26 protein-coding genes and 1 pseudogene are annotated in these 24,751 nt (G+C 61.9%); 15 read left to right on the forward strand and 12 right to left on the reverse strand.

Annotated features, from left to right (window positions below; all coding sequences use genetic code 11):
- Positions 1-66: 66 nt before the first annotated feature.
- Complete coding sequence (locus PYR71_RS17135) at positions 67-1,269, forward strand: AI-2E family transporter (RefSeq protein ID WP_183913753.1); 1,203 nt, start codon at positions 67-69, stop codon at positions 1,267-1,269.
- A gap of 17 nt (positions 1,270-1,286) precedes the next feature.
- Here the strand turns inward: PYR71_RS17135 and PYR71_RS17140 are convergent, their stop codons facing one another.
- Complete coding sequence (locus tag PYR71_RS17140; protein WP_183913752.1) at positions 1,287-1,745, reverse strand: GNAT family N-acetyltransferase; 459 nt, start codon at positions 1,743-1,745, stop codon at positions 1,287-1,289.
- Positions 1,746-1,874: 129 nt separating this feature from the next.
- Here PYR71_RS17140 and PYR71_RS17145 point away from each other — a divergent pair, with 129 nt between their 5' ends.
- Entirely contained in the window at positions 1,875-2,291 is a 417-nt protein-coding gene (locus tag PYR71_RS17145) for a hypothetical protein (protein WP_275620190.1), read from the forward strand.
- Here the strand turns inward: PYR71_RS17145 and PYR71_RS17150 are convergent.
- The 3 genes from PYR71_RS17150 to PYR71_RS17160 form a co-directional block, all read right to left on the reverse strand.
- A complete protein-coding gene (locus PYR71_RS17150; RefSeq protein WP_275620191.1) occupies positions 2,288-3,433 on the reverse strand; it encodes a DUF2336 domain-containing protein in 1,146 nt (381 codons plus the stop codon). The two genes, PYR71_RS17145 and PYR71_RS17150, sit on opposite strands and share 4 nt — an antisense overlap.
- A gap of 101 nt (positions 3,434-3,534) precedes the next feature.
- Entirely contained in the window at positions 3,535-4,143 is a 609-nt protein-coding gene (locus PYR71_RS17155) for a flavin reductase family protein (RefSeq protein ID WP_183913746.1), read from the reverse strand.
- Positions 4,143-4,727, reverse strand: coding sequence for a nitroreductase family protein (locus tag PYR71_RS17160; protein ID WP_275620192.1), 585 nt, complete (start codon positions 4,725-4,727; stop codon positions 4,143-4,145). The genes PYR71_RS17155 and PYR71_RS17160 overlap by 1 nt, the downstream gene beginning before the upstream one ends.
- A 113-nt stretch (positions 4,728-4,840) precedes the next feature.
- Here PYR71_RS17160 and PYR71_RS17165 point away from each other — a divergent pair, with 113 nt between their 5' ends.
- Positions 4,841-5,938, forward strand: a complete 1,098-nt coding sequence (locus PYR71_RS17165; RefSeq protein ID WP_183913742.1) for a hypothetical protein — start codon at positions 4,841-4,843, stop codon at positions 5,936-5,938.
- A gap of 146 nt (positions 5,939-6,084) precedes the next feature.
- Here PYR71_RS17165 and thrS read toward each other — a convergent pair whose 3' ends face one another.
- From thrS to PYR71_RS17185, 4 genes are all read right to left on the reverse strand, one after another.
- On the reverse strand, positions 6,085-8,091 hold the full coding sequence (gene thrS, locus PYR71_RS17170) for a threonine--tRNA ligase (protein ID WP_275620193.1): 2,007 nt from the start codon (positions 8,089-8,091) through the stop codon (positions 6,085-6,087).
- A gap of 120 nt (positions 8,092-8,211) precedes the next feature.
- The gene (locus PYR71_RS17175; RefSeq protein WP_010020106.1) at positions 8,212-8,739 is read right to left on the reverse strand and encodes a DUF1697 domain-containing protein; all 528 of its coding nucleotides are present in this window, start codon (positions 8,737-8,739) and stop codon (positions 8,212-8,214) included.
- 126 nt (positions 8,740-8,865) lie between these two features.
- Positions 8,866-9,270, reverse strand: coding sequence for a membrane protein insertion efficiency factor YidD (gene yidD, locus PYR71_RS17180; protein WP_275620194.1), 405 nt, complete (start codon positions 9,268-9,270; stop codon positions 8,866-8,868).
- 5 nt (positions 9,271-9,275) lie between these two features.
- Complete coding sequence (locus PYR71_RS17185; protein WP_183913735.1) at positions 9,276-9,722, reverse strand: iron-sulfur cluster assembly scaffold protein; 447 nt, start codon at positions 9,720-9,722, stop codon at positions 9,276-9,278.
- A 308-nt stretch (positions 9,723-10,030) separates the two neighbouring features.
- Between PYR71_RS17185 and folE the strand changes: the two genes are divergently transcribed.
- From folE to PYR71_RS17200, 3 genes are all read left to right on the forward strand, one after another.
- Entirely contained in the window at positions 10,031-10,645 is a 615-nt protein-coding gene (folE, locus tag PYR71_RS17190; protein WP_275620195.1) for a GTP cyclohydrolase I FolE, read from the forward strand.
- A 24-nt stretch (positions 10,646-10,669) separates the two neighbouring features.
- Positions 10,670-11,122 (forward strand): phosphoribosyl-AMP cyclohydrolase, encoded by a 453-nt coding sequence (gene hisI / locus PYR71_RS17195; RefSeq protein ID WP_183913733.1) that lies wholly within the window; start codon positions 10,670-10,672, stop codon positions 11,120-11,122.
- Positions 11,123-11,238: 116 nt separating this feature from the next.
- Positions 11,239-12,201 (forward strand): patatin-like phospholipase family protein, encoded by a 963-nt coding sequence (locus tag PYR71_RS17200; protein WP_183913731.1) that lies wholly within the window; start codon positions 11,239-11,241, stop codon positions 12,199-12,201.
- 59 nt (positions 12,202-12,260) lie between these two features.
- Here the strand turns inward: PYR71_RS17200 and PYR71_RS17205 are convergent, their stop codons facing one another.
- Positions 12,261-12,695, reverse strand: a complete 435-nt coding sequence (locus tag PYR71_RS17205) for a CBS domain-containing protein (RefSeq protein ID WP_183913729.1) — start codon at positions 12,693-12,695, stop codon at positions 12,261-12,263.
- A gap of 95 nt (positions 12,696-12,790) precedes the next feature.
- A complete protein-coding gene (locus PYR71_RS17210; protein WP_275620196.1) occupies positions 12,791-13,579 on the reverse strand; it encodes a rhomboid family intramembrane serine protease in 789 nt (262 codons plus the stop codon).
- Between the two features lie 263 nt (positions 13,580-13,842).
- On the opposite strand from PYR71_RS17210, the gene PYR71_RS17215 reads away from it, so the two are divergent.
- The 7 genes and pseudogenes from PYR71_RS17215 to PYR71_RS17245 all read left to right on the forward strand — a co-directional run bounded on the left by PYR71_RS17215 (position 13,843) and on the right by PYR71_RS17245 (position 20,616).
- Positions 13,843-14,487 carry a PAS domain-containing protein gene (locus tag PYR71_RS17215; protein ID WP_275620197.1) on the forward strand — a complete coding sequence of 215 codons (645 nt, stop codon included), beginning with the start codon at positions 13,843-13,845 and terminating at the stop codon, positions 14,485-14,487.
- Between the two features lie 124 nt (positions 14,488-14,611).
- A complete protein-coding gene (locus tag PYR71_RS17220; protein ID WP_183913723.1) occupies positions 14,612-15,223 on the forward strand; it encodes a PilZ domain-containing protein in 612 nt (203 codons plus the stop codon).
- Between the two features lie 377 nt (positions 15,224-15,600).
- A pseudogene (gene pip / locus PYR71_RS17225) lies at positions 15,601-16,576 on the forward strand (prolyl aminopeptidase).
- Between the two features lie 352 nt (positions 16,577-16,928).
- Positions 16,929-17,534 carry a transglutaminase-like cysteine peptidase gene (locus tag PYR71_RS17230; RefSeq protein ID WP_183913719.1) on the forward strand — a complete coding sequence of 202 codons (606 nt, stop codon included), beginning with the start codon at positions 16,929-16,931 and terminating at the stop codon, positions 17,532-17,534.
- Between the two features lie 215 nt (positions 17,535-17,749).
- Positions 17,750-18,535, forward strand: coding sequence for a hypothetical protein (locus PYR71_RS17235; protein ID WP_275620198.1), 786 nt, complete (start codon positions 17,750-17,752; stop codon positions 18,533-18,535).
- A gap of 117 nt (positions 18,536-18,652) precedes the next feature.
- Positions 18,653-20,227 carry a D-alanyl-D-alanine carboxypeptidase gene (locus PYR71_RS17240; protein ID WP_275620199.1) on the forward strand — a complete coding sequence of 525 codons (1,575 nt, stop codon included), beginning with the start codon at positions 18,653-18,655 and terminating at the stop codon, positions 20,225-20,227.
- A 113-nt stretch (positions 20,228-20,340) separates the two neighbouring features.
- Entirely contained in the window at positions 20,341-20,616 is a 276-nt protein-coding gene (locus tag PYR71_RS17245) for a hypothetical protein (protein WP_275620200.1), read from the forward strand.
- Positions 20,617-20,661: 45 nt separating this feature from the next.
- Here PYR71_RS17245 and PYR71_RS17250 read toward each other — a convergent pair whose 3' ends face one another.
- Entirely contained in the window at positions 20,662-21,099 is a 438-nt protein-coding gene (locus PYR71_RS17250; RefSeq protein ID WP_275620201.1) for a DUF1489 family protein, read from the reverse strand.
- 116 nt (positions 21,100-21,215) lie between these two features.
- On the reverse strand, positions 21,216-22,616 hold the full coding sequence (locus PYR71_RS17255; protein WP_275620202.1) for an L-serine ammonia-lyase: 1,401 nt from the start codon (positions 22,614-22,616) through the stop codon (positions 21,216-21,218).
- A gap of 374 nt (positions 22,617-22,990) precedes the next feature.
- Here PYR71_RS17255 and PYR71_RS17260 point away from each other — a divergent pair, with 374 nt between their 5' ends.
- Both PYR71_RS17260 and PYR71_RS17265 read left to right on the forward strand, forming a co-directional pair.
- On the forward strand, positions 22,991-23,755 hold the full coding sequence (locus PYR71_RS17260; RefSeq protein WP_275620203.1) for a DUF599 domain-containing protein: 765 nt from the start codon (positions 22,991-22,993) through the stop codon (positions 23,753-23,755).
- Positions 23,755-24,744 carry a heparan-alpha-glucosaminide N-acetyltransferase gene (locus PYR71_RS17265; RefSeq protein WP_275620204.1) on the forward strand — a complete coding sequence of 330 codons (990 nt, stop codon included), beginning with the start codon at positions 23,755-23,757 and terminating at the stop codon, positions 24,742-24,744. The genes PYR71_RS17260 and PYR71_RS17265 overlap by 1 nt, the downstream gene beginning before the upstream one ends.
- Positions 24,745-24,751 lie beyond the last annotated feature (7 nt).

Here is a 24,751-nt window from a genome sequence, read left to right on the forward strand (position 1 = left end):
GCGCGGACCTTGAAACCGCCGGGTTCATAGCCCATAACCAGAAGACAAGAATAAGAAGAGGCGCGCGTGGGTGTGTTTGACCGCCAGAAAAGCAATCATGAACCGCGATGGCTGGGCTCGTCGGCGCAGACACGCACGCCGCTGATCCCCTCCATCTCCGCGGCGCGCTGGCTGCTGGTGCTGATCGTCGCCGCCGGAGTCTATTTCTTCTACGGCTTCCTCGTGCCGGTGCTGGCGGCTCTCGTCATCGGCTTCGCCAGCTGGCCGCTCTACCGCAAGCTTCTTGCCCGCGTCGGCGGCAATACAACGGTCGCCGCGACCATCGCCATCCTCCTCATCGTCACCTTCCTGGTCATTCCGATCGGTTTTGCGGTCACCTACACGACGGGCGAGGTGCGCAACTGGGTCACGTGGGCGATCCACGCCAACCGCGCCGGCGCCGCGACGCCGAATTGGATCGTTGCTCTGCCCTGGGCAGGGGCCTATCTCGATGACGTCTGGACGAAATATATCGGCAGTCCCGGCGCCTTGGGGGAACTCATCCAAGCCGTCAGCGGCGCCAATATCGGCAACATCTATCGGGCCGTGCTTGCAGCCGGCGGTGGCGCCTTCCACCTTCTGCTGACGCTGCTCTTCATGCTGATCGCGCTGTTCTTCGTCTATCGCGACGGTTTCTCCTTCTCCAAGCAGATCGACATGCTCGGCGAGCGCATCCTGCCGAACCGCTGGGAGCGCATTTCCCGCGTCGTGCCGGCGACGATTAGCTCCACCGTCATGGGCATGACGCTGATTGCGATCGGCGAAGGCATCGTGCTCGGCGTGGCCTACTGGATCGCCGGTGTGCCGTCGCCGGTCACGCTTGGCGTGCTGACGGGCGTGATGGCGCTGATCCCCGGCGGCGCGCCGCTCTCCTTCACGCTGGTCTCCATTTATCTCCTGGCAAGCGGCTCGCATGTCGCCGGTATCGGTCTCTTCGTCTGGGGCACGGTCGAGCTCTTCATCGTCGATAAGACGCTGCGCCCGAAACTTGTCGGCGGCCCGATCAAGCTGCCCTTCCTGCCGACCTTTTTCGGTCTGGTCGGCGGCGTCAAGACTATGGGCTTCCTCGGCCTCTTCATCGGCCCGGTGCTGATGGCGCTGATCGTCGCGATCTGGCGCGAATGGGTCCATGAGGCCCGCAATGTCGAGAGCAGCGAGCGGGTACCGCAGATCGTCATCGATGAACAGGCCCCGCCATCCAAGCCGATTCCCCGTGTAGCCGAAGGCTGAACCGGGCTCGCGGGCTGCTATCCCAGCCGCTTTTCCATGAACAGGCTGAGCGGATCCGGCAGATAGGCGCCGAACGGATCGATGTCCCGGTATCCGTATTTGCGGTAGAGAGCGATCGCCTCGGGCTGGTAGATGCCGGTCTCGAGCCGGACCGCCGTCAGCCGCTTTTCCCTCGCGATCGCTTCCAGCGCGTTCATCAGGCCGCTGGCGATCCTCAGTCCCCTCGCCTGCGGGTCGACGAACATCCGCTTGATCTCCGCCGTGCCGTCGCCGGCCTCGACCAGCGCGCAGCACCCGACGATCGCCCCATCATGGCGCGCGACCAGGAAACTCACCGAAGGCTCCTCCAGCGAGGAGAGGTCGACGAGATGGTTGCTCTCGGCGGGATAGAGCGCCCCCGCATAGGCATCGGAGAGATCGAGAAGGCGGATGACGCCCTCCTGCCGCGGCGGCTCCTGGGCAATACGAACGGACATGCTGGCTCCCTATTCTTGCAAGACGCAACTTTTGCCTCGACATGACGAAGAGTTAATGCTCTCGCCTTGTTTCGGTTGGAATTGCGCCGTCTAAGGCGATATCAGGTTCAATAGCCAAGGAAGCAGAATATGCAAGCGGTGCTCATCGTGATGACCGTTCTCGGTTGCGACGATTCCGTCAGCCAATGCAATTATGTCGCGACCGTCGACAAACGCTGGGAAACGGTTGCCGCTTGCGATGCCGAAGCCGAACGCCGGCTAAAGGCCTATACCAATGTCAATTACCCCTCGGTGATCGCCGTCTGTGAGGCGCCGAAAGGTGTTGCCGGCGCCGAACCGCCAAAGCCGGCGCCCGTGCCTGCGACCATTACAGCACCTGAGCCTGTGGAGGAACCCGTGGGAAGACTCGCCGGATTTGCTGAAAACATCGCCGGCCAGGTCCGCGCACATCTTCCGTCCGGCCGAGACGTCAAGGAGACACTCTCCAAGCCTGTGCACTTCGTATCCGCCAGCTATTCCTGGGCGGTGAAACGGATCGCTAATTAGGCGGCCGCAAGCGCTGCATAGACGCGGGCCGACTGCCGCTGTTCGGCGACATGCAGCTTTTCCACCATGCCGAGCAGCTCGCCGACCGCGCCATGTTCGCCGTTATGATGGCGGAATTTTTCAAGCAGACGACCGCAGACATTGCCGCGCACGCTGCCCGGCGCTTTTCTGGAGGCCTCGCGCCAGAGCAGCGTTGCCTCGACGAAAATCACGCTGATATCCCTCGGCAGGCCGGCGGATTCATAAAGCGCACGCACCGCATGCATGCGTCCCGTCGCCAGGATCGAGCGCACGCGGCGCTCGCCGCAGCCTGTCAGATCGACGATCGCTGCGGCGAAGAAGTCCACCTTGCCGGAGCAGAGGGCGTGCATCATGAAGGACGGCGTCAGGCGGCCGCTGAGGCGCAAATGTTCGACGAGGTCAGGTATCTCCCGCGGCGCGATATCGCCGGCGATCGAAACGATGGCAGCCTCCGTCGCTTCGCGGCTGATCCGCTGGAGCCGCTGCAGGCCGATTGCCGCCTGAGCGAGTGGCAGACCGACCAGCGCATTGCTGACGTGCTGGGTCAGAAGCTGGCGGGCATCGGCCGGAAGATCGCTGCGTTCGAGGAGAAGATTGCGGATCTCGCAGCAGTCGCCGAGCCGTTCGGCGATGCGCTTCAACGAAAGACTGGAAATGACAGCGCCCTCGTTCTCGAGCAGGCAGAGCAGCTCCTCTTCATCGCCGACCTCCGCAAGGGCGGCTGAAACCGGCCGCGTCACACGCGCCCTCGCCGCGATCAGCATCCGGGTTGCGCCATTGCCGCGTGCGGCGAGATCGACGAGATCGGCGTCGGTCAGAAGCGGTGAACAGGTGATGGCGTGGCAGGCGATCTCAGGCTGATCCGCGGCAAGCGAAAGGACCAGACTGCGCGGCGCGTCTGGCGACCAGGCGATCGCCTCGGCAAGCGCAAGCCGCACGCGCGGCGACGGATCGTCGAGCAGAAAGGTCATTGCCATCTCGGCCGCCGCCCGCTCCTCCACGCTCATCTGAGATTGCAGATAGGCTCGACCGAGTGCGTTCGCGGCCCGGGCCCGATCGCCGGTCTTGGCCGTTTCGATCCAACGAAGGAAAGCTTCTACGATCACGCGACGCCCCAGCACTTGAACGCGATTCCCTCGCGTTCCTTTCATTGCTGCGACCGTAGCGGCAAAAAGTTTAAGATTCGTTCACCATATTTCTTAAGCCCTTGTATGCCTTCGCGTCAGCCCTCGACCTGCGGCCGGAGCATCTCGAAGACATCGCTACCCTCGCTGTAATCCATGTAGCCCATCCGGGCCACAGGCCGGGCGATCGACATGTCGAGGCGGCCATCCCTGACAATCGCCTCGTCGATGCGGATGCCGATCACCTCGCCGAACACCATGACGTTTTCGGATGGCGCACCCGACAGCGTCTTCGGCTCGATGATCTCGGTAACCCTGCACTCGAGCACCGCGAACGCCTCGCCGACATAAGGGGCATCGATGAGTTCGGCCTGCTTCGGCGTCAGCCCGGCGAAGCCGAATTCGCTGTCGCCGTAGGGCAGTGCGGCCGAGGAAAGGTTCATCTTTTCGGCAAGATCGCGGCTGACGAAATTGCAGGTGAAGACGCCGGTCTCGGCGGCGTTGCGCTGGCTGTGCTTGCGCCCGGCGGAGGAAAACATCACCAGCTTCGGCCGGTCGGCGACGGCGTTGAAGAAGGAATAGGGCGCGAGATTGATCGAGCCATCCCTGCCCTTACTGCCGATCCAGCCGATCGGCCGTGGCGACACGATCGCCTTGAAGGGATCATGCGCCAGCCCATGGCGGTTGCTGTCGGTGGTGTAGAACATCAATCCTCTCCACCGATCCAGGTGACGGTGTCGGCAAGCTCCGGCCGCGGCCGCTCGATTGCCGGAAATGTCGTCGAACCGATATGGATGAAGCCCGCCACCTTTTCGCCCGGTTCGACGCCGAGCAGCGGATAGGCGCGCTCATCATAGGCGAACCACTCCGTCAGCCAGTTGGCCACGAACCCATGGGCATTGGCTGACAGGATGACGTTGAGGCAGAGTGCGCCGGCCGACATCAGTTGCTCCCATTCCGGGATCTTGATGTGCGGCCCTGCCTTGCTGACCACGGCCACGACCACAGGCGCGCGGGTGAAACGGGTGCGTTCGACCTGGATCATCTCTTCGGAGAGGTCGGGTTTCGTCTCGAGCGCCAGTCTCAGCAACGCCTCGCCGAGGCGGACGCGCTCCTGTCCGCGATAGACGATGAAGCGCCAGGGCGCGATCTTGCCGTGATCGGGAACACGCGAGGCAAGACGCAGGATTTCCTCGATTTCGGCCTTCTCGGGGCCTGGTTCGCACATCTGGAAAGCGGGGATGGAGCGACGCACGGCGAGATAGTCGATCAGCTTGATGTCGGATTTCATGCGGGAGAAGCTTTCATTTTTATGCTGCTGCAAAGCGTGGGTCTTGAATTTGCCATCGCGTTGGTCTTGAAGTGGCCTTTGCGATTTCAGAAGTCAATCGGTTCACGAAACAGATGTTTGGCATTTCGCCTTTTGCACGCCTCGGCCTCGCCATCGCCCTGATGGTAGTGACGCCCCTCGGCGCCGGCGCGCAGGACGCTTTCAAGGACTTCAAGCAGATCGAATCGACGCCGAAGATGCCGAAGCTCAACGCTTTCATCGCGCCCGGCACCGCCCCCGAAGCCGCCAAGCTGCGCGACGTCGCGATGGAAGCCAAGCTGACGGCCGACGGCACGCCTGTCGAGGATGGTCTGTCCTGGTACGTCTTCAGCCCGATCGCCGGGACCGACGGCAAGCTGCCGCTGATCGCTAGCGCCAAGGGCGGACCCGCCGCCTTCCAGCTCGCTCCGGGCGATTATTTCGTTAATGTCTCCTTCGGCCGCGCCGGTGTCACCAAGAAGCTGACGGTGCCGGCCGACGGCCAGGTCGACAAGCAGGTGATGGTGCTTGATGCCGGCGGCCTGCTGCTCAATGCCGTCTCCGGCACCGATGCCCGCATCCGCCCCGATCAGTTGAGCTTCTCGATCTATTCCTCGGAAGTCCGCGACGACGGCGAGCGCGGCCTCGTCGTGGCCGACGTCTCTCCGAACACGGTCGTGCGCCTCAATGCCGGCACCTATCACATCGTGTCCGAATATGGCAGCGTCAATGCCGTCATCCGCGCCGACATCCAGGTCGAGGCCGGCAAATTGACCGAGGCGACGATCCAGCATCGCGCCGCCCAGATCACCTTCAAGCTGGTCTCCGAAGCCGGCGGCGAGGCGATCGCCGATACGGCCTGGTCGATCCTGACGGCAGCCGGCGACAGCGTCGGCGAAAGCGTCAGCGCCTTTCCAACCATGGTGCTTGCCGAAGGCGAATATTCCGCCGTCGCCCGCAATAAGGACAAGATCTACCAGCGGGATTTCAAAGTGGTCGCCGGCAGGAACACCGATGTCGAAGTTCTGATGAAAGACCAGCAGCCGCAGCAGCCGGAGAGTGCGGCCCGCACGGTGCAGCAGGTGCCGGCCGGTACGCCGTCTCCGCCGGGTGTCCAGCCGGCTCCGGAAGCGCCGCTGCCCTCCTACGAACAGCTCGTGCCGCAGGGCGGTGACGGCGCCAGCCTGGATTGATTTTACCGCGCACGCGGATCGGCCAGCGCTTTAATCGTCAGTTTCCATTATGGGCTGGAAGATACTTCGAAGAGTAGCCGGGGCTCGGAATGCGCCGCTTTTATTCGACAGCGCCGAGGTTCGGCGCTGTCGTATTCCGGGTATTTTCAAGCCGCCTTGGCTTTCTTTGCTTCGGCCTTGCGACGCAGGTCCGGCGGTGTCGCCTCGAGCGTCAGGCCCTCGACCGCAGCGTCGAGCCCCATCGAAACCTGGTCCTGGCTGCCGAGGCGGCGGATGTTGACCGTGCGCTCCTCGGCCTCCTTCCTGCCGCAGACGATGATGACAGGAACCTTGGTGACCGAATGCTCGCGTATCTTATAGTTGATCTTCTCGTTGCGGAAGTCGGTCTCAACGTTGAGACCGGCCTCGCGCAGCGCCTCGGCCACTTCAAGACCGTAGGTATCGGCCTCCGAGGTGATCGTCGCGACCACCACCTGCAGCGGCGATACCCAGAGCGGCATATGGCCTGCGAAGTTCTCGATCAGGATACCCAAGAAGCGTTCCATCGAGCCGCAGATGGCGCGGTGGATCATCACCGGCTGCGTCTTTTCGGAGTTGCTGTCGATGTAGAAGGCGCCGAAGCGTTCCGGCAGGTTGAAGTCGACCTGCGTCGTACCGCACTGCCATTCGCGGCCGATCGCATCCTTCAGCGTATATTCGAACTTCGGACCGTAGAACGCGCCCTCGCCCGGCAGGATGCCGGTCTTGATGCGGCCCTCGGACTGCCCCTCGATCGTCTTCAAGACGTCGGTCATCACAGCTTCGGCGCGATCCCAGAGTGCGTCGGAACCGACGCGCTTTTCGGGCCGGGTCGAAAGCTTGACGACGATTTCCTTGAATCCGAAGTCCTCGTAGACTGACAGGATCAGATCGTTGATCTTCAGGCATTCGGCGGCCATCTGCTCGTCGGTGCAGAAGATATGCGCGTCGTCCTGCGTAAAGCCGCGCACGCGCATCAGCCCATGCAGCGCGCCCGACGGCTCGTAGCGATGCACCAGCCCGAATTCGGCAAGCCGGATCGGCAGCTCGCGATAGGACTTCAGGCCATGCTTGAAGATCTGCACATGGCCGGGGCAGTTCATCGGCTTTAGCGCAAAGACGCGGTTGTCGGCTTCCTTGTCTTCGGGATGGGTGATCGCATGCGCCGATTTCACGGCGAACATGTTTTCCTGATACCAGCCCCAGTGACCCGAGGTTTCCCAGAGCGACGTGTCAAGGACCTGCGGCGCGTTGACTTCCTGGTAGTCGGCCGCCAGCCGGCGGCGCATATAGGCGACGAGCGTCTGGAAGATGCGCCAGCCCTTGCCGTGCCAGAAAACAACGCCCGGACCTTCCTCCTGGAAATGGAAGAGGTCCATCTCGCGGCCGAGCTTGCGATGGTCGCGCTTCTCGGCTTCGGCCAGCATATGCAGGTAGTTGTCGAGATCGGCCTGGTCGGCCCATGCCGTGCCGTAGATGCGCGACAGCATGGCATTGTTGCTGTCGCCGCGCCAGTAGGCGCCGGCAACCTTCATCAGCTTGAAGGCGGTGCCGACCTGTCCTGTCGAGGCCATGTGCGGACCGCGGCAAAGGTCGAACCAGTCGCCCTGATGATAGATCTTCAGATCCTGCCCTTCCGGGATCGCATCGACGAGCTCGACCTTGTACTGTTCGCCCTTGGCGGCAAAAACTTCCTTGGCCTTGTCGCGCGACCAGATCTGCTTGGTGAAGGGCGCGTTGCGGGCGATGATCTCCTTCATCTTCTTTTCGATCTTCGGCAGATCGTCGGGCGTAAACGGCTCGTTCTTGGCGAAGTCGTAGTAGAAGCCGTTTTCGATGACCGGGCCGATCGTTACCTGGGTGCCGGGCCAGAGTTCCTGTACGGCCTCGGCCATCACATGCGCGGCGTCATGCCGGATGAGTTCCAGCGCACGCGCGTCCTTGCGAGTGATGATTTCGATCTTGCCATCCGTGACGGCGTCGGAAAGGTCACGCACGGCGCCGTCGATCGCAATGGCGACGGCGCTCTTGGCGAGCGACTTGGAAATGGATTCGGCGACATCCTTGCCGGTTGCGCCGGCCGGGAAGCTGCGCACGGAACCATCGGGGAATGTCAGGGAAATAGCTTGGGACATTGAAATTCTCCTTGTCCAGTCCCGCCAACGAATGCGGGTGGTTGCAACGACAGCGCCTCCGTCCTTGGATGCGCTGCCGCCTGATACTCAGATTTCCCTCGGGAGTAAAGAAGGAGCGGCCTACATGATCATTTGCGCGAGGCCGCAGACCGTGTTCCAGTTGCGCATTGTGCCGATGCCTATCCGCTTGGTCGTCAGTGCCGAAAGCAGCTTGGATTGGCTCGGCTTGCCGGCGAAATCGATCCAGAGGTCGCCGCCGACGATGGCGATGCGCTGTCCCTCCGTCATCAGCGGCTTCAAAGCCTCGACCTTCTCAGGGTCGACCGGCAGGCGCATCACCCGGACGATCACCTGGTCGCCGCTGCCGTCCCTGAACGGATTGGTACTGCAAAGCGCCATCCAGGTGCAGTCGCTGCGCACGATGATATCGACATGTTTGCCGAACTTCTCTTCGAAGCCCTCTTCCAGCGCGACCTCGAGTTCATGCGGGCGCATTTCGTCTGCCTCGAAAACGAGATTGCCGGTCGAAACCAGGGTGCGCGGTTCGCGATAACCCAGCTCTTTGGCAAGCGCGCGCAAATCTTCCATGATCACGCGGCGATCAGGTGTTAGGACGATGCTGTGCAGGAGGGCGATGAAGGTGCTCATGGCCGCCAGGACTCCTCGGTTATCCCAGGTAAGAAACCACGGTCACCGAATGGTGACCACACATCGCCCGTCGGCGCTGCCGGCACTTTGCCACGCAAACATCTTCGCGTAACGTCGTCATGGCGCTCACCCGCTTTTGCGTCCGAGGGAGAGATACCGCCAGGGCGTCCACCAGCGGAAGCCGTCGCCGAGCGCCTCGGGCACCGGGTCTAGGCCGCTGGTGCCGCCCGGGCCGCAGCGGCTGACGCGAAACAGCGTCATCCAGCCGCCGGCCCATAATCCGTGCCGGGCAATCGACTCATAGCCGTATTCGGAGCAGGTCGGGATATGGCGGCAGGAATTGCCGACAAAGCCGGAAAGCGTCAACTGATAGAGGCGGATCAGCCCCATGCCGAGCAGGCGGTCGGGGGTTTTGCGGAAGGGGCCGGTATAATTGCGGGAATAGCGCGCAGGCCTTTCGCGCGGCTGGCTCGATCCGGCCGCGCCGCCATCGTCCTCATCGTCAGCTTGCCGGACGCAGAACTCGCACATCTCGGTTATGCCTCGATCACTTCCGCCCGTTTCGCCTCGATCTGTCCGATCGCATCGACGACCGCGTCGAAGGTCAGCATCGTCGAGGCATGGCGAGCCTTATAGTCGCGCACGGGCAACAGGTAGCGCATGTCCTCGAACCGTCCGGTGGGACCCACCCCATCTGCCTTCAACATGGCAAGCATATCCTCACGCGCCTGCCGCAATTCACCCGATGTGGCGCCGACGACATGGCGCGCCATGATCGAGGACGATGCCTGGCCGAGTGCGCAGGCTTTCACGTCATGCGAAAAAGCAGTCACGACATCGCCGTCCATCTTTAGCCATATCCGCACCTTGGAACCGCATAGCTTGGAGTGTGCCTGAGCGGTCGCATCGGCGTCCGCCAACGTGCCGGTCAATGGAATATTGCCGGCGAATTCGAGGATTTTGCTGTTGTAGATGTCATCCATTGCTGGGTTTCCGCTCCAAAATCGCTGCGGATCGGCCTTAATGGCGCTGTTATTGTTATTGAAACAAAAAACACACCGTGTCGCCTGAGGATACTTACATACCATGGCCGTCTTCCTATATGTATGTCGTTCGAAGGCCATGAAAATGCAATGGTCTTGTGTAAGTTTGATTGGGAAACCGTGCCGGACGGGCATGAATTGCCCCGAAAGCCCCGGAGCCTGCCAAAGGTGCATGAATTCCCGCATGGGACTGACCAGTGGCAATTCCGACAGATGGGTCCGCGGTGCGGATCAGGAGACCATTGATCATGGACGCCATCGTAAAGAACTTTCCGCAGCCGAACCGCGACTCGGACCGCCCCTCCCAGCAGGAGGCGGAGGAAGCCGTGCGCGTTCTGTTGCGCTGGGCCGGTGACGATCCGACGCGCGAAGGCCTCCTCGAGACGCCCGCCCGTGTCGCCAAAGCCTATCGCGAGCTTTTCGCCGGTTACGATATGGCGCCTGAGGACGTGCTGGGACGGACCTTCGAAGAGGTCGCTGGCTACGACGACATGGTCCTCGTCAAGGACATTCCTTTTTACTCGCATTGCGAACATCACATGGTCCCGATCATCGGCAAGGCCCATGTCGCCTACATGCCGGATGGACGCGTGCTCGGCCTGTCGAAGATTGCCCGTGTCGTCGAGATTTATGGCCGCCGCCTGCAGACGCAGGAAACGATGACGGCGCAGATTGCCCGCGCCATCGACGATACGCTGCAGCCGCGCGGCGTTGCCGTGATGATTGAGGCCGAACATATGTGCATGGCGATGCGCGGCGTTCAGAAGCAGGGTTCGACGACGTTGACGACCACGTTCACGGGAACCTTCAAAACGGAACCGGCCGATCAGGCCCGTTTCATGAGCATGGTGCGGAGCCGCTGATACCGGCTCTCGCAGGAGGCCGCGATGAGTCACCTGATCTTCAATCAACCATCCGAGGACAAGTCGGCGTTGGAAGACGCCGGCGATTTCACGCCGCGTTTTGACGATCGCGGCCTGATCACCGCGATCGTCACCGACGCCGGCGACGGCGAACTGCTGATGGTGGCGCATATGAACGCTCAGGCGCTGGCGCTGACCATCCAGACCGGCACCGCCCATTATTTCAGCCGCTCGCGCGGCAAAATCTGGAAGAAGGGCGAGACCTCGGGCAACCTTCAGACGGTGAAGGAAATTCGCACCGATTGCGATCAGGACGCCATCTGGCTGAAGGTCGAGGTCGCCGGCCATGACGCCACCTGTCACACCGGCCGCCGTTCCTGCTTCTACCGGACGGTCACGCTGCAGGAAGGGAAGCCGATGCTCGACATCGTTGACGACGAGCGTCATTTCGATCCGCAGGACATCTACGGAAAATAGGTCGAACTTTCCCGGCATCTGCCCCTTATTGTGCCAGAAACCGCTTCTATATACCATTTGGCAACTGATCGGCCACATTGTGTGACATAAGTGTTCTACTGGGAGGGGAGAGCGCAATGCTGAACTGGAGTCTGCATCGTCAAAGCGCTGAAGGCGAAGGTTCCGGTTCCGGCATGCCAACGATACTCGAGACAATTCCTTCTCCTGCGCCTGCCAAGAAAATCAAGATCGCGCTCGCGCTCGGCGGCGGCGCGGCCCGCGGCTGGGCTCATATCGGCGTATTGCGTGCCCTTGACGAAGCCGGGGTCGAAATCGGCATGATCGCCGGCACGTCGATCGGCGCGCTGGTCGGCGGCTGCTATCTTGCCGGCAAACTCGACGAACTCGAAACCTTCGCGCGTTCGCTGACCATGCGCCGGATCGCAAGCCTGCTCGATCTGACCATCGGTGGCAGCGGCCTGTTCGGCGGCATGCGGCTGACCAAGCGTATGCAGGAGCATCTCGAAGGCCTCAATGTAGAGGATCTGGACCGCCCTTTCGTCGCGGTCGCCGCCGAGGTCAACACCGGCCACGAGGTCTGGATCGCCAATGGTTCACTGATCACGGCGCTGCGCGCTTCCTACGCCCTCCCCGGCATCTTCGAACCGGTGCGCAGCAATCACCGCACGCTGGTCGACGGCGCGCTGGTCAATCCCGTTCCCGTCTCCGTCTGCCGCGCCTATGAGCAGCCGCTGGTCGTCGCGGTCAATCTCAATTACGATCTTTACGGCCGCTCGGCCGTCGTCCGGCATAATGCCAGCCTCTCGCCGCAGGAAGTGCAGAAACAGGAAGAGGCGCCCTATGCCCGCCTCGGCATGACCGGCGTCATGGTGCAGGCTTTCAACATCATTCAGGACAGGATTGCCCGCGCCCGCCTTGCCGGCGATCCGCCCGACATTTCGCTGCAGCCGCGCCTCAGCTATATCGGCCTTTCAGAATTCCACCGGGCCGGTGAGGCGATCGAACGCGGCTATGAGGAAGCCAGAGCCAGGCTTCCCGAGATCAAGCGCATGCAGGAAGTCTACGCCAGCGCTCCATGAGGCGTCGTCCCGCAACAGGCAGCTCGGTACGACGGCATCGTTCGGACCAATCGGCAAGTTCAGCCGGCAATATAGGCCTTGATATCCTCGGCCTCGCGCTCGACTTCGGCAATCCGCGATTTCACCACGTCGCCGATCGAAATGATGCCGGCAAGCTTGCCATTTCTTTCCACCGGCACGTGACGGAAACGGCGGCTGGTCATCAGTTCCATCAATTCGTTAACGGTCGTCTCCTCATGGCAGCGATAGACCTTCGCGGTCATGACCTGGCCGAGTGTCTGATCGAGGCCGTCCTTGCCGTGTTTGGCGATGGCATGCACGAGATCGCGCTCGGTGAACATGCCCGAAATCCGATTCTCCATGCCGACGACGACGATGGCGCCGATCTTTTTCTTGCTCAGGATGACGGCTGCCTCGGCGACGGTCGTGTTGGGCCCGGCGGTAATGACGTCCCTGCCCTTCAGGTCGAGGATTGCTTTGACTGAACTGGTCATTCGAACCTCCTATGTCGAAACTGTAACGCTTGTCACAGCTATCCGCGACGGTTTCTCCCCCCGATCGCGAATAGTTCGATGGTGCACTGCCCTGCTCAGGATTGCAACACATCCTTCTCCGCTTCGGTTGGTTCCTCGGGCGGCTGCGGTGCCCGGTCAAACAGCGAAAATAGAAAGAAGCCGAAGACGAAGCCGCCGATATGCGCGTCCCAGGCAATCTCCTGATCGCTGTCGCCGACGAGCGGGATGCCGACGGCGATCAGAGCGTTGCCAACCAGCCAGAGCAGCATGAAGATGACCACGGTCCGGTTCAGCAGCGCCTCGACAATGGATAGCCGGGCATTGAGATGCGCCGCCAGCATTGGACGTCGCTCAGCGGGAAAGGCGAAGCGGCAGGCCGCCCCCATCAGCCCGGAAATGACTCCGGACGCGCCGATCAGCAGCGACACGTCTCCCCAGTTGAGCACCGCGTGCAGAGCGGCGGAGGCAGTGGCGGAAAACAGCCAGAACCACACGAATCGCGATGTCCCGATACGGCGCACGACAGGCGCGCCGAAGGCCATCAGCCAGAAGGCGTTAAAGACGATGTGCTGGACGCTGCCGTGCAGCAGCGAATAGGTGACCGGCGTCCAGAACAGCTCGAAACCCTGCTGCGACAGTGGAATCACGTAGCGGGCGGGAACGAAGCCAAAGGTGAGGAGCAGCCAGTTGACAGCATCGTCGGACAGGACGAGCGCCTGCACCGCATAGATGACGACAAGCAGGCAAAGGCTGAAAAACAGCGCCGGTGGGAGGTTGAAGACCGGTACGCGCGGGGGCCGCGCCGGCGGCTGGGCCTCAAAAGGTTCGGGCACCTTCTGCGGCTCGCCCGTCTGCTCATTCATCTGTGTTCGCCTCGTTGTGGTCTCAGCCATACAGGAGCGATGGTCAAAAAAAAAGCCGCCCGAAAGGTCGGACGGCGTACCGGGAACACTGAGGAAAGATCTCGGCCCGGGCAGGTTGTGCAGAACTTCGAAAGTCGAAGTGATGGCGCGACAGTGCCACGACAGGCGCCACGCCTCAACCGAAACTCTTTCTTAACCTTAACGGCCGGGATTTGGCATGAAATCCGCAAGGTAGAAGCTGTAAGGGCAATGAGTGCCCGCAAATGCTCCGGAATGGGACAGGTTGGTGTGAAATGCGTGTGCAAACGACCATCGAAATTTTTGACTATTGGAACCGTATCCGCGGCGCCGCCGATGCGCCGCTGAAATCCCAGGTCGAACCGTCCGCCGTACCCCATCTACTGCAAAGTCTCTTCATCCTCGAGGCGCGCGAGGACGGAGACATCGTTTTCCGGCTCGCCGGCACCCGCATCTGCGATCTCTTTGGCCGGGACCTGCGCGGCGAACGCTTCTCATCGCTCTGGGCGCATGGCCAGCACGCGGATATCGAACGCACCGCGATGGGTGTCATGGACCACGCCATGCCGGCCCTGTTCAATGCCACCGGCTACAGCACTGTCGGGCACCAGGCCTCCTTCGAGATCATCATGATGCCGCTGCGATCGTCGCACGCTGCTTGCGACCGGGTGCTCGGCGCGATCGCGCCGGTGGCGGCTGCAAGCTGGCTGGAGATCGTGCCGCTCGAATTCCTAGCGCTCGACCGCAGCCGCCTCCTGCCGGAAAAATCCAGCAAGGTCACGCCGGCCGAACTGCGCCCGATCAACGAGATCGTCGCGGGAAAAAGCATCGGGTTCGGCCAAGCCATGCGCCGCGTGGTGTCGCAGCTCCTGAGTGCCGAGGCGCGCTGAGCGTCTCGTTTCAGGACAGCGGCCATGCTCGTTTTCGGCTATGTCGGCGGGCGCCGAGACAACCTTCTGTTAATGGATTGGGGATAAAGATTGGCCTCTGAGATTTTCATGAAGAAGCCTTTTGATGCACTCGTTCCAGCCAGCTCAGACGCAAAGACCTGCGCCGCGCCCTGAACAAGGCGTTTTCCAGCGTGTGCCGATCAATATGCAGGGCCGGCTGATGCTTGCAAACTACGAGGAATTTGAATGCATCGTGATCGACATGTCGCCCGGCGATATGTACGTCATCTGCTCCGGCCGGCCGCGCGCAAATGAACGCGTCGTCGCCTATATCGACCATCTCGGGCGTGTCGAAGGTTATGTCCAGACGATCGACGGTCGCGGCTTCACCATGTCGATCAACGCCACCGAACGGAAGCGCGAAAAGCTCGCCGCCCAGCTCACCTGGCTTGCCAACAAGCACGAGCTCGGCCTGCCGGAAGATCGGCGCCACGACCGCCTGACGCCGCGCGATACGAAGACCGAGCTCACGTTGGATGACGGCACGCGCTATGACTGCCGCATCATGGACCTTTCGCTGTCGGGCGCTGCCATCGACGTCGAGATGCGTCCTTCCATCGGAACGGCGGTGCGTCTCGGCAATATGCGCGGCCGTGTCGTGCGCCATTTCGTCGAAGGCGTGGCGATCGAATTCCTGTCGATCCAGTCCCGCGAGACGCTGCGGGAATTCCTTTAACAGGCTGGTGCGAAACCTCCTGCCCTTCCCAATCTCCGCAGCAGTGCATTCTCGACGGACTTCCACCGACGACGCTTTCGAGGTCCGGCGGGCTCCCGGTTTGGTCGCGTTGAAGACACCTGCGCCTCGCGTCAATAGACCTGCAAGTGGCAACAAATCCGGCTTTGGAAGGCACGCTTGGAGTGCTGCCGCAGGTGGTTCCACCGATCAACCGCTAATTTTATGGGTGGAACAAGTTGCGACAAGGATCGTCGCCAAGCAGGTGGCCTAAAATCGTGCAGTGATTTTGCGTCCGGAGCGTCACGCGCCACCCGTCTTCCCTTTGTCAGCGATGTAATGGATAAGGGGCCGCCCCGACCGAAAGTGGGACCGAACCGATGGGAGCTCTCTACCCGGAAATCGAACCCTATGATCACGGCCTGCTCGATACCGGCGACGGCAACCTGATCTATTGGGAAGCCTGCGGCAACCCGACGGGGCGGCCGGCACTCGTCCTGCACGGCGGCCCGGGTTCAGGCTGTTCGACCGCGGCGCGCCGCCAGTTCGATCCGGAGGCCTATCGGATCATCCTCTTCGACCAGCGCAATTGCGGCCGGAGTCTGCCGAGTGCCGCAAATCCCGAAACCGATCTCTCCCTCAATACGACTTGGCATCTCGTCGCCGATATCGAGAAGCTGCGGCTGCTTCTCGGCATCGACAGCTGGCTGCTTTTCGGTAATTCCTGGGGCTCGACGCTGACACTCGCCTATGCCGAAACGCATCCGCAGCGCGTCACGGCGATTGTCATATCGGGCGTGACCACCACGCGGCGATCGGAAATCGACTGGCTTTGCCGCGGCATGGCGCCGCTTTTTCCGGAAGAATGGCACCGTTTCCATCAGGGAATCCCCCTCCGGCGCGCGAGAGCTGGGCGAGGACATAGTCAGCGCCTATCACCGCCTCCTCAACGATCCGGATTCTGAAACGCGTCTCAAGGCGGCGCGAGACTGGCATGATTGGGAAGCAGCCTCGATCCTGCTCGCCGATCCGGGAGGACTGCCGCGCCGCTGGGCCGATCCGGCTTATGTGCTGACGCGCGCCCGCATCATCACCCGCTATTTCGTCAACGGCGCCTGGCTGGAGGATGGCGTGCTCTTGAAGAACGCCGCGCGGCTTGCCGACATTCCCGGCATCCTGTTGCAGGGACGGTTCGATATCGAGGCGCCCCTCGTCACCGCCTGGGAACTGGCCCGCGCCTGGCCGCAAAGCGAGCTCGTACTCCTTCCGCACGCTTCCCATTCCATTGCAAACCCCGATATGAGCGCGGCAATCGTCGCCGCCACCGATCGATTTCGCGATTTTCCGCAAAAATAATCTTCATGCCGAACCCCGGAATCCGAGCGATATTCTGCTTTCGGCCCGTTCCAACCGGCCGATTTCACTGGCATCGCCGCCGCGAGCATCACGCCGCAGCGCCGCCGGCGTTTATCCGGCTCAGCGAAAACTCTTAACGCCGCGACCGGAGCACGGGCTTTCCCGGGGCGAAGTCCTTGTCGCATCCACTACAATTTTAATCGACTTCGACACAAATACGTGGCGAATTTTATTCGTATTCGAGCCAAGTTTTATCGGCATTTGATTCAACTAAGCCTTTAATTCTACTGCGTAATTTTGCGCGAGATAAAAACGTCTGTGCCATTGTCGCCTCAACTTAGGGGAGACGGCAATGACGACTGCGAATATCCTGAAAGGCGGCCTTCTGGCCGGTGTCTTCGCGATGACCATGGCGGGCTCTGGACAGGCGATGCCCGCCAGCATGGCCCTGGCAGGCAATGCCAGCCCGCCGATCGGACATTATGAATTCTGCAAGGCCAACCCGAAGGAATGCGCCTATGCCGGCGGCGATGCCGGACCGGCCATCCTCACAGAGGATCGCTGGAAGGAAATCCTCAAGGTCAATTACACCGTCAATTCGTCGATCCAGCCGGAAACGGATGAGCAGATCTACGGCGTCGAAGAGCGCTGGGCCTATCCGACCAGCGTCGGCGACTGCGAGGATTACGCCCTGCTGAAGCGCAAGATGCTGATCGAGGATGGCTTCTCGCCATCCGACACGCTGATCACCGTCGTGCTGCAGCCGAACGGCGAAGGCCATGCCGTCTTGACGGTGCGCACCGATCACGGAGACTTCATCCTCGACAATATGCGCAACAAAGTGCTGCTGTGGTCGGACACCGAATACACCTATCTGAAGCGCCAGTCCGCCGACGATCCGGCCCGCTGGTCGAAGCTTCAGGACGGCCGCACCGTCGCGGTGGGCAGCGTCAAATAGCAGCATAACCTGCCGGCCAAGCCGGCGCTGGCTTCGGCCCGATCAGTACCCGCATCCCGTCCCCGACCGGTGCCCAAGAGCCGTTCCTGCTGTCCCGGGAACGGCTCGCTTCATTTTAGGCCGAGGCGACGGCTTCCGACCCCGAGATCTTAGCGAAGTATTAACCCTGCCGGTCTGATCATGCCGATCAGATTCATCATCGGCACCGGCGGCTCATGTTCTTCCTGCGGCGGACCGAAACCCGACGAGCCGCCATGAGCCATACCGCGCAAAGCGTCCCCGACGAGCAGCCGCTGCTTTCCATGGGGTTTCTCCTCCGCACGACGGCGGTGATCGCCGTCCTGGCGGGTCTGACGGTCGCCCTCAGCATCGGCGGCCGTTGGTTCGGCCGGCACATCTCCCTTGCCGGCAACACCGACAGCACAGCTGAAATCACACTGACCATCGGCCGCGACACCGTGAAACTCCCCGAAAATGCCATCCGCTTCCCGAGTCAGCGGCATGACGGTGCGGCCGAGCGCGTCGATCTCTACCTCGCCTGGCCTGACATGCGGGGTTACAGCAAGGGCAACCATTTGCGATTCGACGACGTCGTCCAATCCTCCGGGCTGATCTTCATGCAGATCGCCCAGAGCACCATGTCGCGCGACATGTCCGGCCGGCTGGAGCCGATCTATTCGCATCTGATCGAAGGACCGGCCGAGGCTTTTCGCGACGGATTGACGCTGCGCCGTCTTCGCGCCGACGCCGGTTACGGCGACGAAGTGCTGCTGACGGCACCCGTCAAAGGCGGACCGGACTACGTCGTACGCTGCATATTGCCGTCAACCCCGGACAAGGCGGCAAGCGGTGATTGCCAGCGAGATATCAAGGTCGGCAAGGATCTCAGCGTGCTCTACCGCTTCTCCAGCAGCCATCTCGACGATTGGGAACATATTGATGCCGCGATCCGCACCTTTGTGGAGGCGCGTCTTATGAACCGTTCTGCGACAGGTCCCTAAAATACTTCCGAAGGCGAGTGAAACGATTCATCATAAACGGATTGGTAACGCTGAATCGGTAATTTTAAAAGACGAGCTGTGCGGCGGGGGGTGTGCGGTTCCTGCCCAATATCTGAAATGCAAGCGAAGAGTGGAATAGTGTCAAGGTCAGTCTCCTCCGTATCATCATTCCGGTCCGGCAGCTTTTTCGCGAAGCTCCTGGCGATCCTTTCGGTGGCCGTCACGGTCGTCCTGGTCGATTCGGTCAATGCCGAAGCGGAAGCGGCCAACTCCAAATACGCCGGCATCGTTGTCGACGCCAAGACCGGCAATGTTCTCTACAGCGAGAACGCCGACCGGCTGCAATATCCAGCCTCGCTGACCAAGATGATGACCCTCTACATGACCTTCGAGGCCTTGGAAAATGGCCGCATCCGCCTCGATACGCCGGTACCCTTCTCCGCTCACGCGGCCGCTCAGGCGCCGACCAAACTCGGCGTGCGCGCCGGCGGCACCATCACCGTCGAGCAGGGCATCCTCGGTCTCGTCACCCTGTCGGCCAATGATGCCGCGACCGCACTCGGCGAGATGCTGGGCGGCAGCGAAGACCGTTTCGCCCAGATGATGACCGCCAAGGCGCACGCGCTCGGCATGACGCGCACCACTTATCGCAACGCCAACGGCCTGCCGAATACGGCACAGATGACGACAGCGCGTGACCAGGCCCGCCTCGGCATCGCCCTTCGCCAGCACTTCCCGCAATATTACGGCTATTTCTCCACCCGCGCCTTCAAGTTCGGCAGCCGCACGATCCGCAGCCATAACCGCCTGGTCGGTTCGGTGCGCGGCGTCGACGGAATCAAGACCGGATATACGCGCGCCGCCGGCTTCAATCTGGTGAGCTCGGTGCAGGTAGACGGCAAGTCGATCGTCAGCGTTGTGCTCGGCGGCGCTTCGGGGCCGGCTCGCGACGCTCAGATGCGCAATCTGATCGCCGCTTACCTGCCGAAAGCATCGAGCCGCGGCGGATCTTCGCAGCTGATGGCGCAGACAACCCCTGCCCCGGCGATGATCGAAACGCCTGCCCCCGTCCAGCCGCAGAAGGCCCAGCAGGTCGCCCGGCAGACGGTCGTTCCACAGCAGGCTGCTCCCCAGCAGGTCGCAAAGACGATCACCGCAGCGCAGCCGCCGATTTCCGCGGCTGCCGCCGATCTCAGCCTGCCGCACAAGGGACCGCTGCCGGACGCTCGCTATCAGGTGGCCGCGACCGAAGTCGCCTACACCGAAACATCCGCGACGAAGTCCGACAACCCGCTGGTCGCCCAGGCCATGCCGGAACCGACCAAGGTCAAGACCACGAGCTTCAAGCAGCAGGCTCCGGCCGTAGCACCTGCCGAACCGGAGAGCGCCGCCGTCGATCACGTCACGACTGCTTCGACCAGCGCCGCCCCGGCAAGCGCCGCGCCGGCGGGCTGGGTCGTACAGGTCGGCGTCTCGCCCAGCCGGCAGATGGCCATGGACCTCCTGGAGGGTGCCAAGAGCAAGGTCGGCAAGGCGCTGGCCTCGGCAAAACCCTTCGCCGTCGCTTACGGTACGGGCAACGACCAGGTCTACCGCGCCCGCTTCGGCGGCTTCGACGATCAGCGCGATGCGGTCAACGCCTGCAAGGCCTTGAAGAAGGCCGGCATCAAGTGCTGGGCGGCTGCACAATGAGCTATTCGATGCTGCCTGCAACATGGCCGGCGGCATTGGTAACGGCCGGAATCGGTGTTTGCGTTTCCGGTCACCATTCTTGAACTCGATCAGTAGTGCGTACGGGGAAAACAATGGCGATCAACGAAAATGTTCCGGGAATTCCAGGCGACCGCCGCATCGGAGCGAAGGGGCGCTCAGCTCTGCACCCGCTTCACGAAGCAGCGCTGCGGCTCGCCGAGATGGGCCTGCAGCGGCCGAGAGCGAAATCTGCCAAGACCCGCGATCTCATCAACCTGCTGCTTTGCCACGGCGCGCGCGCCTGGCGCTATTCCCAGCCGGAGGCCCGCATTCACCTGCATGTAACCTCGCCGGATGGCAGTGCGCCAGTGCAGTTGCGGCTGCGCTGAAATCCGAACGCCATCGTCCTGAACCGTTATTTCGGACGATAAAGGTTAGAGCAGGCCGAGCTCAGTCAGTTCGCGCCGCAGATCCGCCGGCATTTCGGCGATGCCGGCGCCGAGGCTCGTCAGATCGGCCGGAACGTCATCCTGCGTATAGTAGCGCCAGCCCTGGAACGGCCGCTTCGGCTGCACCGCGGTTTCGATGACTTCTGGACCGAGCATCAGGCGGCAGCGTGAAATCCCTTCGTCGTCGGTGAAGGTCTTGATATCGAGCAGCCGCTGTCTCGCCTGCACCTGCCCCTTGATCACCCAGTAGAGCGAGCCGCCGTCGAGCAGTTCCTGCATGCGTTTGGGCACCATGCGGGTCGTATGCACGGAATGCGGCTCGAGCCCGGCGGCAATGGCGCGCAGCGAACGCTCCGCCACCCATTCGCGCAGATCGTCGATCGAGTCGGCGCCGACACAGAGTTTGATAAGATGCAATGCCATGCCGCCGTTGAAATCCTTTTGGCGGCGAGCGTCAAGCGTCTACGGCATGCCGGGCGAAACTGTGCAGCAGTTTTGGGCCTGCTGAGATGTCGAACCGTTCTAACGCGCTCGCGAACTCAGCATTCGACGACATTGACGGCCAGGCCGCCGGTCGAGGTTTCTTTGTATTTCTCGCTCATATCGTGGCCGGTCTGGCGCATTGTCTCGATGCAGGCGTCCAGCGGCACGAAGTGCTGGCCGTCACCCTTGACGGCGAGTGATGCCGCCGTGACGGCCTTGACCGCTCCGAGCGCGTTGCGCTCGATGCAGGGAACCTGGACGAGGCCGGCAACAGGATCGCAGGTCATGCCGAGATGATGTTCGAGCGCGATCTCGGCGGCGTTCTCGATCTGCTCCGGCGTGCCGCCCATCACAGCCGCAAGGCCTGCGGCAGCCATTGCCGCGGCCGAGCCGACCTCGCCCTGACAGCCGACCTCGGCGCCGGAGATCGAGGCATTGTGCTTGATGATGCCGCCGATGGCGGCAGCCGTCAGCAGATAATCGCGAATACCGTTCTGGTCCCAGTCCTCGTGAAAATGCTCGTAATAACGGATCGTCGCCGGAATGACGCCGGCCGCCCCGTTGGTTGGTGCGGTGACGACCCGGCCGCCGGCTGCATTTTCCTCATTGACGGCCATCGCATAGACGCTGAGCCAATCGTTGGCGAGCAGCGGATTGACGCGATTGCTGCGCCACTCCTCCTGAAGTTTGTCGTGAATCCTGCGGGCGCGGCGCTTGACGTTGAGGCCGCCCGGCATGACGCCTTCGACTTTAAGGCCGCGCTCGATGCAGGAGCGCATTGCCTCCCAGATTCTGTCGAGCCCCTGATCGAGTTCCTCTCGGCTGCGCTGGCTCTCCTCGTTCGCCCGCTTCATCTGCGCAATCGAAAGCCCCGAGCGCTCGGCCATGTCGAGCATCTGCCTGGCGGTCGCGAAAGGATAGGGTACGCGCGCGCCCACGGCGTTCTTCTTCGCCCGCATCTGTTCCAGTTCGGTGTCCGTGACGACGAAGCCGCCGCCGACCGAATAATAGATGCGTTTCAAGAGCAGCCGGCCGTCACGGTCGTAAGCGGAAAAGATCATGCCGTTGGCATGGCCGGGCAGCGGCTGCTTCTTGTCGAAAACCAAGTCGGTCTTCGGCTGGAATTGGTAGGCCGGATGTCCCGCCGGCGTGATGCGGCCGGTGCGCTCGACCGTATCGATGATACCGTCCATCTCGTCGGGATCGACGCTGTCGGGCGCTTCGCCCATCAGCCCGAGGATGACGGCCCTGCCCGTTCCATGGCCGATGCCGGTATGGGCGAGCGAACCATGCAGGCTGACCTTGATCGCGGCGACCTGCGCGCCCGATGACGGGCGTGGCCATTCATTCGACAGGATCAGATCGAGAAACCGGTTGGCAGCCGACATCGGACCCATCGTGTGCGAGCTCGACGGCCCGACACCGATCTTGAACACGTCGAATACCGAAAGAAACATGGATGCGCCTTTTGAACATGAGGTTGCCAGCTTAAGCAAGGTCGGTTTCGAACCCGTGCGAGCCACCGACATCGCCTGGAGCCGATGCGACATTCCGGGGACCATACACCCAGAGCATGATGCCGAAAAGCGGGAGCGAACGGCATCATGCTCTAACTGTTTAATGTAGAACAGGATTCAGATTTTTAGGTCCGCCCGGCCATCGGTTGGAAAAGCGGAACCGTTGTCGGAAGCTATGATCTATGGATCCAAGGTGTTACAGCGTCCTTTCGGACGCGCCACGCGCCAAAATCCGGCGGCCTGGCTTGCCGGTCATTGCAGCATTTCGATGCATATGTAAGGTGGCCGCACTTCATGCGGAGACTGAATCACCGATGACGACGGCGGACTACATTGCTCTGGCCTTCTTTGCCTGTGTCTGGATGGGCTATTCCTGGCTCCTGAAGGGCCGCACCTTTTTCGGCCGCACCAGTCTGACGCATGCGATGACCGAGCGGCGCCGAGATTGGATCTACAATTCGCTGCGCCGCGATCTGAAGATGATCGACACGCAGATCATGGCCGGCCTCCAGAACGGCACGGCCTTTTTCGCCTCCACCTCGATTTTCGCGATCGGCAGCTGCTTCGCGTTGCTGGGCGCCACCGAGAAAGTCGACGCCGTCTTTGCCGACCTGCCCTTCGTCTTCCATGGCGGCCATGCCGCCTTCGAGATGAAGGTCGGCGGACTGGCGGCGCTGTTCGGTTATGCCTTTTTCAAGTTCGGCTGGGCCTATCGGCTGTTCAACTACTGCACCATTCTCTTCGGCTCGATCCCGATGATGCGCGACACAGAGAGCGACGTCGTCGCGGCCGAGCGCGCCGCCGAACGGGTCATCCGCATGAATGTCATCGCGGGCAGCCATTTCAACGAAGGCCTCAGGGCGATCTTCCTGTCGATCGGCTATCTCGGCTGGTTCATCAACCCTTATGTCTTCATGCTGACGACGGCGATCGTCATCTTCGTGCTGACACGGCGGCAGTTCTTCTCGGAGGCGCGGCTGGCGATCATGGATGCCGGCCCGCCATCCAATCTTCACCTTTCCGCTCTTCGCCGCGACACGCCGTCGAACGACGGAAATGATCTGACCGGGAGACTTTGATGACCATGCCGGCAATGCAGGCCGATGCGGCGGCAAGACCGCCACGCATCGGTCTACTGGATACGGCGCGCGGCATCGCTCTGATCGCCATGGCGAGCTACCATTTCTCCTGGGACATGGAGTTCATGGGATATCTCGCGCCGGGCACGGCCGAGACCGGCTGGCTGAAGATCTATGCCCGCGCGATCGCCACGACCTTCCTCTTCATTGTCGGCGTCAGTCTGGTGCTTTCCAGCACGCCGACGATTCGCTGGCCGTCCTTCTGGAAGCGTTTCGGCATGATCGCCGCGGCAGCCGCGGCCATTTCGATCGTCACCCGCATCGCGATGCCGGACGGGTGGATCTATTTCGGCATTCTGCATTGCATCGCGGTGCTCACGCTCATCGGCATCGTTTTCATCCGGCTGCCGCTCTCCGTCACGCTCGTCGCCACGTTGGCACTCCTGGCCGCCTGGATCACCGATAATTTCGGCACGCCAGGCCTGCTGCGCTCGTCCTTTTTCGATCCGAGATGTCTCGCCTGGATTGGCCTTGCCGAAATGCCGCAACGGTCGAACGACTACGTACCGCTGTTTCCCTGGGCAACGCCGTTCTTTGCCGGACTGAGCATCGCCGCGATCGCCATCAGAACCGGTCTGCCGCACCGGCTCGCCGCCCTTGGGACCGGCTCCTGGTGGCCGGCTCGGCTTGGCCGCCACAGCCTTGCCTTCTATCTCATTCACCAGCCTGTGCTGATCGCCATCGCCTACGGGCTTTCCCTTCTCGTCCCCCCGCCAAAGCCGGATCCGGCGGAAACTTACCTAAGGCAATGCAACTCCACCTGCGTAATGCAGCAAGGAGAAGCACTCTGCCGCAGTTTCTGCAAGTGTACGCTCGCTAAATTGCAGGGCCAAAACCTGTTGATCCCGCTGCAGGCGAACGAGATCGATGTCCAGAAGGATGAACGGGTGCAGACGCTCGTCACCGAATGCAGCGCCGAGGCGGAATAGGGACCGA

The sequence above is a fragment of the Rhizobium mulingense genome (assembly GCF_029194105.1).
Taxonomy (GTDB): domain Bacteria; phylum Pseudomonadota; class Alphaproteobacteria; order Rhizobiales; family Rhizobiaceae; genus Rhizobium; species Rhizobium mulingense.